The sequence below is a fragment of the Shewanella sp. LZH-2 genome, assembly GCF_016859145.1.
In the GTDB taxonomy this organism is placed as follows: Bacteria; Pseudomonadota; Gammaproteobacteria; order Enterobacterales; family Shewanellaceae; genus Shewanella; species Shewanella xiamenensis.
In genome coordinates this window covers 3,355,594-3,367,938 of the sequence record NZ_CP069350.1, presented here as the reverse complement: position 1 = coordinate 3,367,938, position 12,345 = coordinate 3,355,594, and the positions used below count along the sequence as shown (strand labels likewise).

The window sequence follows — 12,345 nt, the reverse complement described above, 5'->3', positions numbered from 1 at the left end:
TTTCTAACCTTATCAAGGCGCTAACGTGGTTATCAGTTAGCGCCTTTGTTTTTGCTTTAATTGGGCCATTACCTAAAGGGACAAATCGAAATCGCGTTTGAGTTAGTTATCGGGAATGAGTCGCGTTGGTATGAGTGAGTGTCGACAGATTGCAGAAACAAAAAAGCCCATTATTAAATGGGCTTTTTTGTTGAATTTGGTGGTGGCCCCTCACGGACTTGAACCGTGGACCTAACGATTATGAGTCGTGTGCTCTAACCAACTGAGCTAAGGGGCCTACTAAAGGCAATCGTCATCACCTAAAGCGAGTGGCAGTATACTAAGCTTGTTTGCGCTTGTCACCCGTGTTTTTCGATGAAATTCACCGAATTGATTCAATTGGTTATCTGTTAATCAACAGTTGTTTCTGCAAAGGTTTTTTGCCGTGCGATTCATGGTGCAAGGTAATTTAACTCTCTGATTTTGAAAGGGGGTTGAGCTGTATATTGTGCTGGTTTGTTACTCGTTAACTGAATGATGGCGAAAAAAGCCCCGCAGTGCGGGGCTTAGGCTTAATATTTGACACTTATCTATTCGTCTAAGAAGGACTTTAAGATTTCTGAGCGTGAAGGGTGACGCAGTTTACGCAGCGCTTTTGCTTCAATTTGACGGATACGTTCACGGGTTACGTCAAATTGTTTGCCCACTTCTTCTAGCGTGTGGTCGGTGTTCATGTCGATACCAAAACGCATGCGCAGTACTTTGGCTTCACGGGCTGTTAAGCCTGCTAATACCTCATGGGTAGCGCTCTTCAAGCTTTCGCTGGTGGCGCTGTCCAGAGGTAATTCGAGGGTGGTATCCTCGATAAAATCGCCTAAATGCGAATCTTCATCGTCACCGATTGGGGTTTCCATGGAGATCGGTTCTTTAGCGATTTTCAGTACCTTACGGATTTTGTCTTCCGGCATCATCATTCGCTCTGCCAATTCTTCAGGTGAGGGTTCGCGGCCCATTTCCTGTAGCATTTGGCGAGAGATACGGTTCAGCTTGTTGATGGTTTCGATCATGTGTACTGGAATACGGATCGTACGGGCTTGGTCCGCGATTGAGCGGGTGATTGCCTGACGGATCCACCAAGTCGCATAGGTCGAGAATTTGTAACCACGGCGATATTCAAATTTATCAACAGCCTTCATCAGACCGATGTTACCTTCTTGGATTAAGTCCAAGAATTGCAGACCGCGGTTGGTGTATTTCTTAGCGATAGAAATTACCAGACGTAAGTTTGCCTCAACCATTTCTTTCTTCGCACGACGAGCTTTAGCCTCACCGATTGACATACGGCGGTTAATATCTTTAATCGCGGCAATAACTAAGCCTGTTTCTTCTTCGATGGCGGCCAGTTTGCTACGGCAGCGCTGCACGTCATCCTCAACCATTCTTAAGCCTTCGGCATAAGGTTTGTTTGAGGTTTTTTCTGCATTAAACCAATCGAGGTTGGTTTCGTTACCAGTGAAGAACTTTACAAAGTTTTTCTTTGGCATTTTGGCTTGTTCGACGCAAAGCTTCATCAGGAGACGCTCTTGCACGCGAACACGGTCCATCATCGAACGCATACTTTTCACTAAGCGGTCAAATTGCTTAGGTACTAGGCGGAACTCTTTAAAAATCTCACCGATCTCAAACAGTGCTTTGATCGATTCTGGATGTTCACGGCCTTTGGCTTCGATGATTTTGAGCGCGTTTTCGTAGGCGGTTCTTAACTGGCTAAAGCGTTCACGAGCCTCTTCAGGATCGGGACCTTTATTACCATCATCATCGCCGTCGGCATCACCGTCTTCGTCTTCCTCGTCTTCCTCATCATCTTCATCTTCAAGATCTTCTTCTGATAATTCAGAACCGATGTGAGTAGCGGTTGGGCCTAAGTCTTCTTCGTCAGGGTTAACAAATCCAGAGATAATATCAGACAGGCGCAGTTCATCGGCTTCATACTGGTCGTATTGCTCAAGGATCATGGCGATCGCTTGTGGGTATTCGGCTACTGAGCTTTGAACTGTGTTAATGCCTTCTTCGATGCGTTTGGCGATAACGATTTCGCCTTCACGGGTCAGCAGTTCAACGGTACCCATTTCGCGCATGTACATACGCACAGGATCCGTGGTGCGGCCAAGCTCACTTTCTACCGTGGCAAGGGCGGCGGCTGCTTCTTCTGCTGCATCTTCGTCTGTGTTGTCTTCCGACATCATCATGTCATCGGCATCGGGAGCCTCTTCGAATACCCGAATACCCATGTCATTTATCATCTGGATAATATCTTCGATCTGGTCAGAATCGACCATGTCTGCAGGTAAGTGATCGTTCACTTCTGCATAGGTTAAGTAACCTTGCTCTTTACCTTTGGCAAGCAACAGCTTGAGTTGCGACTGCGGAGTATGATCCATAGATATCATCCAAGTTGGGAAACTGTTACAACGACGGACAGTTAGCTCGTGCTAAGTGCCGCGCAAATCGTCAATTATAGCCATGTGCACTTACCTGTGCTAGTCACTGGGATACTGAATGAGGACATTTTTGCCTCAGTTTAGTCCTTTCATGACTGAGATCAGCTTCTGCAGCTGGATCTTTTCTTCCTTAGTATGGGTCTGTTTTAGACTCAATTCCTGATATCGTTGTTCAATATATTGATTGTTCAACCAAACCAGGGTCTGTTTAAACTTTTCGAGCAAGTTTTCTTCCGCCACTTGATGGTCCCATTGGGCTAATTTATGCAGCGTCCCGCTGTGGGGGCTGTCTCTGAATTGCTCAAGTAGTTGTGCGCTGTTTAACTTATGCTCTCGAGTTAACGCCAACAGCAATGGCAGCAAGTCGATGCCTGGCATTTGCAGATGGTTTAATGCTGGTTGCGGAGATAACCCCAGTCCCAGCTCGGGATGCTGTACTAACAAGGCGATGGCAAGTCGTAATGGTGTACCGCGTCCTTTGAGTCCCGTTGATGCTGTGGGCTTAGTTTGTTTGACACTAAAACCCAGTTTTTTCTTCATATCGTCTGAGCTGTTCATTCCTAACTTATGAGCTAAGCTCTCAAGTAGGAGGTTTTGCAGCACAGTGTCTTGAATTTTTTCAATTAGGCCAAAGGCTTGTTTGGCTAAATTACCTTTATCGGTACCGTATTTCGTCGTTAATGTATCAAACAAAAATTCGGGCAGGCTGATAGCACTGTCCATCAGTTGCTCGAATGCGTCTTTACCAATCTTGCGAACCATAGAATCTGGATCTTCAGATTGCGATAAAAACATAAAACGTACTTTATCCCCGGGTTTTAACAGGGGCAAGGCAGTTTCTAAGGCGCGCCAGGCGGCCTCATTACCGGCTCTATCGCCGTCGTAGCAGCAAATGACTTCTTTAGCACTACGCAGCAACAATTGAAATTGTTCAGCTGTCGTCGAGGTGCCAAGCGATGCAACCGCATAATCAACACCATATTGGGCTAGGGCAACGACGTCCATATAGCCTTCGACAATCAGTATTTTGTCTGGATCACGATGACGTTGCTTTAGCTCGTATAGCCCGTAGAGTTCATTGCCCTTATGAAATATGGGCGTTTCTGGCGAATTCAAGTACTTGGGGGTGCCATCTCCCAATACTCTGCCACCAAATCCAATCACACGACCACGGCGGTCGCGAATGGGAAACATCAGGCGGTCACGGAATCTGTCGTATCTTTTACCGCTGTCATTGCTGATCAGCATGCCAGCGGTCAGGAGTTTATCCTGTGCATCTTGACTGTGTCGGTAGCGGCTTAATAAGCCATCCCAACCGTCGGGTGCAAAACCAATCCCAAAATGCTCAACAATATCATCGGATAATCCGCGATAGGCGAGGTAGTCGATGACTTTTTGTTTGTCTTGGTGTTGTCTTAACTGGGTTTGAAAAAAGCGACTCGCTTCTTCCATTAATTGGTAGAGATCACGGCTTAGGCCATCGTCTTGGCGTTTACCCGTGCCTTGTTCTCTTGGGACTTCTAAGCCCAGTTGTCCGGCAAGATCTTCAATAGCATCGATAAAATCGAGTCTGTCGTACTCCATCACAAAATCGATGGCATTGCCGTGGGCGCCGCAGCCAAAACAATGATAAAACTGTTTATCGCGGCTAACGGTAAACGAAGGTGATTTTTCACTATGAAAAGGACAACAGGCCGAGTAGTTTTTACCCGCCTTTTTCAAGGGCACCTTGCGGTCGATAAGTTCGACGATGTCGGTGCGAGCGATTAGCTCATTGATAAAATCACGAGGTATTGCCATTGAGTGCTTAAAATCTCGCCTTGCGCGAATTTAAACAAACAAGCCGCGCATAGGCACGGCTTGTTCATACATTGAAACGCTAATTATTGCAATTTTGCACGGATCATAGCGCCGATAGCGCCCATGTCTGCACGTCCTTGAACTTTAGGTTTTAATGCTCCCATTACTTTGCCCATATCCGCCATGGAGGATGCGCCTATTTCAGCAATAGCAGCATCGATGAACGCGGCAATTTCCGCCTCAGAGAGGGGAGTAGGCAGGAAAGTTTCAATAACTTGAATCTCTTCTGCTTCTGCTGCGGCCAACTCGCTACGACCCGCTGCTTCATATTGAGCAATCGAATCGCGACGTTGTTTCACCATTTTGGTTAAGACAGCTATAACCTGCTCATCATTCAGAGTTTCGCGGGTATCCACTTCAATCTGTTTGATGGCTGCAAGTGCCATACGAATAGTGCTCAGTCTCGCCTTCTCTTTGGCGATCATGGCCTGTTTCATATGGTCTTTTAGCTGATCAATTAGGCTCATAAGAGATTAGTATAAACGTACGCGACGTGCGTTTTCGCGAGAAAGCTTTTTAGCTAAACGTTTAACTGCAGCTGCTTTTGCGCGCTTACGAGCAGTAGTTGGCTTCTCGTAGAATTCACGAGCACGCACGTCGGCTAAAATACCAGCTTTTTCACAAGAGCGCTTGAAACGACGCAGAGCTACGTCGAATGGTTCGTTTTCACGTACTTTAATAATTGGCATACGCCATCACCCCTTAGGTGTAGGTTGTCTGGTTCAATGACTTGAACCAAGTGTATTTAAAATGGTGCGGAATTTTATACCGAGACCACTAGGCTTGTAAAGCCCTAATCATTTCAGCTTGGTTTGGGGGGCTGAATAACGTGATTGTCGGCTGGAGTAATTGTCATCATACAGGTAGAATTAGCGCCCTTTAAACGTTTTGATTTGAGGCACCATGCGGGTTCTAGGTATTGAGACATCCTGTGACGAGACAGGTATTGCCGTTTATGACGATAAGCTGGGGTTACTTTCCCATGCGTTATATAGTCAGGTTAAGTTGCATGCGGATTATGGTGGCGTGGTGCCTGAACTAGCCTCCCGCGACCATGTGCGCAAAATTGTCCCGCTGATCCGCCAAGCGTTGAAAAACGCCAATACCGACATTGCCGACATCGACGGTATCGCTTATACCAAGGGCCCTGGATTAATTGGGGCTTTATTAGTGGGCGCCTGTGTTGGTCGCTCGCTAGCCTTTGCATGGAACAAGCCCGCCATCGGTGTTCATCATATGGAAGGGCATTTGCTGGCACCTATGCTTGAGGAAGATGCTCCGGAGTTTCCTTTTGTTGCACTGTTGGTGTCAGGCGGTCATTCCATGTTGGTCAAAGTCGATGGTATTGGCCTTTATGAAGTATTAGGTGAGTCGGTAGATGACGCTGCCGGTGAAGCCTTCGATAAAACGGCCAAGTTAATGGGGCTGGATTATCCTGGTGGCCCACGCTTAGCCAAACTTGCCGCCAAAGGCGAGCCTGCTGGTTATCAGTTCCCGCGTCCAATGACAGATAGGCCTGGGCTTGATTTTAGTTTCTCCGGCCTTAAAACCTTTACCGCCAATACCATTGCCGCTGAACCTGATGATGAGCAAACCCGCGCCAACATCGCCCGAGCTTTTGAAGAAGCGGTTGTAGATACCTTAGCGATTAAATGTCGCCGCGCCTTAAAACAGACCGGTTATAACCGTTTAGTGATTGCCGGTGGCGTGAGTGCCAATACCCGCTTACGGGAAACGCTGGCTGAGATGATGACCTCTATTGGTGGTCGCGTTTATTATCCTCGTGGTGAATTTTGTACTGATAATGGCGCCATGATTGCCTTTGCTGGATTACAGCGTTTGAAGGCTGGGCAGCAGGAAGACTTAGCAGTAAAAGGTCAACCGCGATGGCCGCTCGATACTTTGCCGCCTGTTGCTTGATATTCTGCGAGTTAATCTAAATAAAAACAGTGCATTAAGCACTGTTTTTATTTATGTATGATAATGCTCAAATGGCTTAGGGCGGAGGAGGACGCTTTTTACGTGATACCTTAGATTCTTCCCCTTTGAGAAGTCGCTGAATATTCTCTTTATGGCGAATGATTATCAGGGTCGAGAGCATCGCAACTGGAATGGTAAACCTATCGTCAAGCCACCAAGTATAAAGTGGTGCAAGCAATGCGGTAATAATGGCAGCAAGGGAAGAGTAGCGGCTAATCAAGACTAAGACGACCCAGGAAGCCATCAAGCAGATGGCCAAGTCATCACCAATTGGCGCCATGGCTCCAAATGCTGTTGCAACGCCTTTGCCACCTTTAAAACCAAAAAAGATCGGATAGATATGGCCAAGACAGGCGGCGATTGCGATAAGGCCGAGGGAAATGGCGTCAATTCCCATTAAATAGGCAAGATACGTTGGTAGAGCACCCTTCAGCATGTCGAAAAATAACACCATGGCAGCCGAACTTGCGCCGCCAATGCGCAGCACATTGGTTGCTCCGGGGTTGCCCGATCCCTGCGTTCTTGGGTCGGGAAGGCCTCTTATCCTACACACTAGCACAGCACTTGAGACAGAACCGGCTAAATAGGCGGCCACAATCATCAAAAGTGTCAGTGTTAATTGACTCACATTGGTTTCCTTACACGTCTTAAGGTATTATCGCGCCACAATTTAACGGCCACTTGGCAAGCATTCAGTCATAAGCGATGGCGATTACGCAACTTATCCGGTTGCGATAGTTTCTGAACGAACAAATCCTTTTGGGCGTTATCCTACTTCGGATTGGCCCGAGTAGAAAGTAAATTAGTCGTTCAATTGAACGGTGGATTATACAGACTCTATGGCGTTTAGCTTATCAGACCTCATTGGTATGAGTGAGTAGGAATTAATATGGATAAAGTGCTTATTCGACAATTACGTATTGATACTGTGATTGGCGTCTATGAATGGGAAAAGAAAATTCACCAAAGCTTGTTTTTAGATCTGGATATGGCTTGGGATAATAAGGCCGCAGCGGTAACAGACGATTATCAATACGCGCTCTGCTATGAGACGGTATCGAATCGCCTGACTCAGCTCATTACCGAAAAGCCCATTGAGTTGATTGAGACGGTTGCCGAGCGGGTTGCCCAGTGTTTGCTGACCGAGTTTAAGGTGAGTTGGGTAAAAGTGGTGGTGATGAAGCCAGGTGCTGTCCCTTCAGCCGCTTCTGTTGGGGTTGAGATTGAGCGCTCACGTTAATTGAATCTTTAGATTCGGGTTTTCGGTTTGGACGGTTCGGACATTCGTATGGCACGTATATACATTAGTTTAGGTAGTAATATAGAACCCACTCGCTACCTTAAGGCGGGCTTGCTGTCCTTACGGGAATACTTTGGCCCGCTGCAACTCTCCTCAATGTACGAGAGTGAAGCGGTTGGATTTAATGGTACCAACTTTTTAAACATGGTGGTCTGTGCACAAACGAGTCTGAATATTGCTGAGGTAGTTGCGCAGTTTAAGCAAATCGAGCAAAATCACGGCCGGTTGGTGGGGGCCAAAAAGTTTAGTCCAAGAACCTTAGATATTGATCTGTTGCTTTATGATGATGTTGTTTGTCAAATCCCTGTGATACTGCCCCGAGCTGAAATCGTCAGCAATGCGTTTGTGCTTTGGCCTTTAGCGGAAATCGCCCCCAATTTGATTCACCCATTGCAGCTAAAAACCTATGCCGCAATGTGGGATGAATATGATAAAACGTCACAAAAGCTGTGGCCGGTGGCCTTTGAATGGCCTTTTGGACTGACTTTTTAATTGATTGATAGGATTGTCATGGATACGTTTCAGGTAATTATTTTAGCGTTAATTCAAGGATTAACAGAGTTCCTCCCCATTTCAAGTTCGGCGCACCTTATCCTACCTGCACAGCTTTTAGGCTGGGAAGATCAAGGGTTATCCTTCGATGTTGCCGTGAATACAGGTTCATTGTTTGCCGTAGTGATTTATTTTAGGCATGAACTTTGGGCTATGTTTAAGGCGTGGATTGCCAGCATGGTTAAAGGTCAGCATTCTGACGATAGCAAACTGGCATGGTGGATTATTCTTGCTACTTTACCTGCTGTATTTTTTGGTTTTATGGCCAAAGACTTTATCGAAACCCATTTACGCAATGCCGGCGTTATTGCTGTGACAACAGTGGTCTTTGGTTTGCTGCTTTGGTGGGCGGATAAGATATCACGCCGTGATTTGACGGTTTATCAAACGGGGTGGCGCAAGGCATTATTAATTGGTTTTGCTCAGGCGCTGGCGTTAATCCCGGGGACATCTCGCTCAGGTGCGACGATGACCGCCGCGCTGATGTTAGGTCTTAGCCGCGATGCTGCTGCGCGTTTCTCGTTTTTGATGTCTGTACCTGTCAGCTTAGGCGCGGCTATTTTAGTGGGTAAAGATTTGGCTGAAAGCCCGCTTCCCATTGACTATCAAGCGCTTACACTAGGCACTGTGATTTCTTTCGCTGCGGCTTATCTGTGTATACATTATTTCTTGAAAATCATTAGCCGCATGGGTATGACGCCTTTCGTTATTTATCGTCTTGCCCTTGGTGCTGTGTTGTGTGGATTTATCTTCTTATAATGCACTCGCTCTTTTGCCAAAAAATCGGGTCAAGTACCCGATTTTTGTGTTTTTAGGCATGAATTTTCGTATTTGGAGTTGTTTATGAGCCTTCAATATCAATGTCCTACATGTAGTTTGCCACTGATGCAACATCAGGCGTCCCAAGGTTTTTATTGTGCCAATAAGCACCACTTTGATAAGAATGAAGCTGGATATTGGGTGTTCACCAAGCCTGCTCGTCAAAAGCCGACGGGGGATAGTCGTCAACAGGTCAGAGCTAAACGTTTCTTACTCGAGTCGGGGATTTTTACGCCTTTAATCGACAAAATGGGTGAGATGATTGCTGCGCATTTGCAGGCTGATGATTGTTTGTTGGACTACGAGTGTGCTGAGGGCTTTTATTTACGTGCGTTATCTTCGTTGCTGTCAAGGCTGACAAATGGGATGAACGTCCACTACAGTGGCGTTTCGGATGCAGAAAATACTATTTTTGCTGCAGCTAAAGCGCAAACGCCAGCATCGCTCTATCTCAGTACATCCAAAGCGTTACCCTTTGCAGATAATTGCTTCGATTTTATTACTGTTGTCGATAAGCCGTTGAAGGGAAAAGAATGCGTCCGCGTGCTTAAAGAGCAAGGGCTTATGTTGCAGGTGATCCCAGGTGCTCGGCATTTATGGCAACTCAAGACACTCATTTATCCAGAACTCATTGAAAAATCAGTCCAAATAAATTTACCTACTGGGTTAATCGTAAAAGAGCAGCAGCGAGTGCAATTTAGTTTATCGATAACAGGTGAACAAGTTTTGGTATTGCTTGATATGACACCTTATGCGTGGCGTGCATCGGATAAAGTCAAACATCTTATTCGGACTCAAGTATTCAATAATCTAGAAATTGACTTTATTTTAGTCTTAGCACAAAAGTCTTTAATCAGATCTTAACTCGCTAAAATAAATAATCGTATTGGGTGTTTTTTAACCTATTCATAAGCTTAGGTATTCTATTTCTTGATGCTTCTGTAGGGTGAATAATGCAAGTGCATGATAATAATCGAGCTTTTATGTTGCTTTCATGTTAACCCAAGACTGCATGCCTTGAAGTTTGTATTTATTCAGCCGTCGTTCATTACAGATATAACCTTTTAACTGCTTTTGTCTCGCAAATTGCTTGAGTTTGCGCTGTTGTACTTTCATTAAAATACCCGTTAAGAGATTTAATAAAAATAACGTTTTTAGTGAGAACAGGGGAGAGGATTATGAAAAGTGAAAAATCGATTTTACGATGGATATACCAGTTTAAGAATGATTAATACTGGAAAGTCGTTTTCTTTCGATAAGAGTTTATCTTGATGTCAAGCTGAGAGTTTGGTTTGTGAAGCTAATAAGCATTAGCTAAATTTCAGCTATTCAACACAGCTTGACTTATTACGGAATTAGCTTGTGAAAGCTGACAATCAACCATAAAAAAAGGCTTGGATCGATGTGCTATTCGCTTTCATCTCTCTCAAGCCTTTGATCTTAACCTGATGAATTACAGGTTAATTACCTATCATTACTTCTTGTAACGAGAAGCAACGTTGTCTAGACGGTCGTTAGCGCGTTTAGCTTCTGCTTGTGCGTCCATAGCTGCTGCTTTAGCATCTTTAACGTCTGCAGACAGTTTGCTTTGCTCTGATTTCAGAGAGCCAACATCAGCTGACAATTGATCAACTTTGTTGCCCAGAGTTGCAACGCTTTCTTCCAGAGCAGTAGTGTTTGCACAACCACCTAGTAGGGCAGTCATTGCTAAACCAGCAATCATCAGTACTTTTTTGTTCATTGTAAAAAATCCCTTAAAATAGGTTGGATTTGAATGTTTCGTCACTTGGTAATCGAAACTGCCTAATTATGACATAGCTATTTTAATTTGCTACGAATATTAATGCGTTTAACCACTATAGACATATAAATTTTTTTTTAAAAGCGTTTTTTCCCGGTTATATCGTCATCTCTCATCGAAAAATGGTGTCCCATTTACTAGAAAGTGTTTATGTGTTTACAAAAAAATTACAATTTTATGGCGTCAGTTTGGCTTGTTGGTGTGGCCAGTTGAGTTTCACTTGCTCGACGTTATCAATCCGCCTCAAATTGAGCGCTTGTTTTATCTGTCCTCCCTGAAATCCTGCTGCGATGATGGCTTTTATATCCACATTATTAGCGGCTAAAAAACACGCATTAAGGTAGTCACTTTGCGGGTAGGCTTGATGCTCGAAGCCTGTGCGTCCTCGCATATCGGCGATACAAGCCAATAGGAGTTGATTTAGTCGTTCTGGTTTACGCCAAAAATCGGCTTTATCGAAGACTTTAACAATTGTCTCCGCTCTTAATTCAAATGCTTGGTGCACGTTTTGGTGCTGATCACTAACCAATAGAGCGAGGTCGCGATACTCGTTAGGGACTCGTAACCGTTCACACAGTTTTTTAATGATGGGTAATCCTTTTTGTCCATGGCCATGGTGTTTAGGCCAGTGTTCTTTGGGGCTTAATGCCTTACCCAGATCGTGCACTAAGGCTGCAAAGCGTACGGCTTTGTCTTGAGTCAGTAATGTTGCCTGTGTTAACACCATCAGAGTGTGCAGACCTGTATCTATCTCAGGGTGCCACTTTTCCGGTTGTGGGATGCCAAAAAGTGCATCAATTTCGGGGAATAGGATTTTCAATGCACCACATTGACGCAGCACTTGGAAAAAAATCTCTGTATTGGGGCCGCCGAGACTTTTATCGACTTCTTGCCAAACGCGCTCAGGCGTAAGCGCCGTTAACTCCTCGGTTTGGCTCATATGCTGCATCAAGGACATGGTTTCTTTGGCAATCTTGAAACCTAAACTATGAAAACGTGCGGCAAAGCGTGCCACTCGTAACACCCTTAAAGGATCTTCTGCAAAGGCTGTTGACACATGCCGCAGTTGCCGTGCCTGTATGTCCGCGACACCATTATAGGGATCATACAAATTGCCTTCTTCATCTTGGGCAATCGCGTTAATGGTGAGATCGCGTCTTAGCAAATCTTGCTCTAGGGTAACATCGGGACTGGCATAACAGCTAAAACCACCATAACCCAAACCCACTTTACGCTCCGTACGCGCTAACGCATATTCTTGCTGGGTTTTAGGGTGTAAAAAGACCGGGAAGTCTTTACCTACTTGGCGATAGCCCAATTGCTGCATTTGCTCAGGAGTAGCGCCGACAACCATATAATCTTTATCTTTTATTGGAAGGTTTAGCAGGCTGTCTCGTACAGCGCCGCCAACTAAGTAAATTTTCACAGGATTATTTTAGCGAGTGTGCCATAGGCATAGCTTATCATGATGATGCCATTGCAAGGCGAACTAGAGTGTAGATATTTATTAGAATGTCACATCCATGTTGCTGATGCTTTGACAATATCCTTTG

General features: G+C 45.2%; 12 protein-coding genes and 1 tRNA gene. 5 read left to right on the top strand and 8 right to left on the bottom strand.

The features are described from left to right. Positions 1-200 precede the first annotated feature (200 nt). From JM642_RS14850 to rpsU, 5 genes are all read right to left on the bottom strand, one after another. A tRNA-Ile gene (locus tag JM642_RS14850) sits at positions 201-277 on the bottom strand. A gap of 292 nt (positions 278-569) precedes the next feature. After that, entirely contained in the window at positions 570-2,420 is a 1,851-nt protein-coding gene (gene rpoD / locus JM642_RS14845) for an RNA polymerase sigma factor RpoD (RefSeq protein WP_086024099.1), read from the bottom strand. Positions 2,421-2,555: 135 nt separating this feature from the next. Next, a complete protein-coding gene (dnaG, locus tag JM642_RS14840; RefSeq protein ID WP_037431044.1) occupies positions 2,556-4,280 on the bottom strand; it encodes a DNA primase in 1,725 nt (574 codons plus the stop codon). A gap of 83 nt (positions 4,281-4,363) precedes the next feature. Continuing rightward, the gene (locus JM642_RS14835) at positions 4,364-4,807 is read right to left on the bottom strand and encodes a GatB/YqeY domain-containing protein (protein ID WP_011717923.1); all 444 of its coding nucleotides are present in this window, start codon (positions 4,805-4,807) and stop codon (positions 4,364-4,366) included. Positions 4,808-4,813: 6 nt separating this feature from the next. Beyond that, positions 4,814-5,029: a 30S ribosomal protein S21 gene (gene rpsU / locus JM642_RS14830; protein WP_006080725.1), complete on the bottom strand. Its 216-nt coding sequence runs from the start codon at positions 5,027-5,029 to the stop codon at positions 4,814-4,816. 214 nt (positions 5,030-5,243) lie between these two features. Here rpsU and tsaD point away from each other — a divergent pair, with 214 nt between their 5' ends. Further along, positions 5,244-6,260, top strand: a complete 1,017-nt coding sequence (tsaD, locus tag JM642_RS14825; RefSeq protein WP_037431043.1) for a tRNA (adenosine(37)-N6)-threonylcarbamoyltransferase complex transferase subunit TsaD — start codon at positions 5,244-5,246, stop codon at positions 6,258-6,260. A 76-nt stretch (positions 6,261-6,336) separates the two neighbouring features. Here the strand turns inward: tsaD and plsY are convergent, their stop codons facing one another. Beyond that, a complete protein-coding gene (plsY, locus tag JM642_RS14820; RefSeq protein ID WP_037415454.1) occupies positions 6,337-6,948 on the bottom strand; it encodes a glycerol-3-phosphate 1-O-acyltransferase PlsY in 612 nt (203 codons plus the stop codon). A gap of 261 nt (positions 6,949-7,209) precedes the next feature. Here plsY and folB point away from each other — a divergent pair, with 261 nt between their 5' ends. The 4 genes from folB to JM642_RS14800 all read left to right on the top strand — a co-directional run bounded on the left by folB (position 7,210) and on the right by JM642_RS14800 (position 9,855). Further along, positions 7,210-7,560 (top strand): dihydroneopterin aldolase, encoded by a 351-nt coding sequence (gene folB / locus JM642_RS14815; RefSeq protein WP_037415457.1) that lies wholly within the window; start codon positions 7,210-7,212, stop codon positions 7,558-7,560. A 48-nt stretch (positions 7,561-7,608) separates the two neighbouring features. Beyond that, positions 7,609-8,112 (top strand): 2-amino-4-hydroxy-6-hydroxymethyldihydropteridine diphosphokinase, encoded by a 504-nt coding sequence (gene folK, locus JM642_RS14810; protein ID WP_203432072.1) that lies wholly within the window; start codon positions 7,609-7,611, stop codon positions 8,110-8,112. Positions 8,113-8,130: 18 nt separating this feature from the next. After that, on the top strand, positions 8,131-8,931 hold the full coding sequence (locus JM642_RS14805) for an undecaprenyl-diphosphate phosphatase (RefSeq protein WP_203432071.1): 801 nt from the start codon (positions 8,131-8,133) through the stop codon (positions 8,929-8,931). A gap of 84 nt (positions 8,932-9,015) precedes the next feature. After that, complete coding sequence (locus tag JM642_RS14800) at positions 9,016-9,855, top strand: putative RNA methyltransferase (RefSeq protein ID WP_037415466.1); 840 nt, start codon at positions 9,016-9,018, stop codon at positions 9,853-9,855. A gap of 610 nt (positions 9,856-10,465) precedes the next feature. Here JM642_RS14800 and JM642_RS14795 read toward each other — a convergent pair. Together JM642_RS14795 and JM642_RS14790 are read right to left on the bottom strand one after the other, a co-directional pair. Continuing rightward, on the bottom strand, positions 10,466-10,732 hold the full coding sequence (locus tag JM642_RS14795) for an Lpp/OprI family alanine-zipper lipoprotein (RefSeq protein WP_007650000.1): 267 nt from the start codon (positions 10,730-10,732) through the stop codon (positions 10,466-10,468). 235 nt (positions 10,733-10,967) lie between these two features. Next, positions 10,968-12,218 (bottom strand): multifunctional CCA addition/repair protein, encoded by a 1,251-nt coding sequence (locus JM642_RS14790; protein ID WP_188869714.1) that lies wholly within the window; start codon positions 12,216-12,218, stop codon positions 10,968-10,970. Positions 12,219-12,345: the final 127 nt, after the last annotated feature.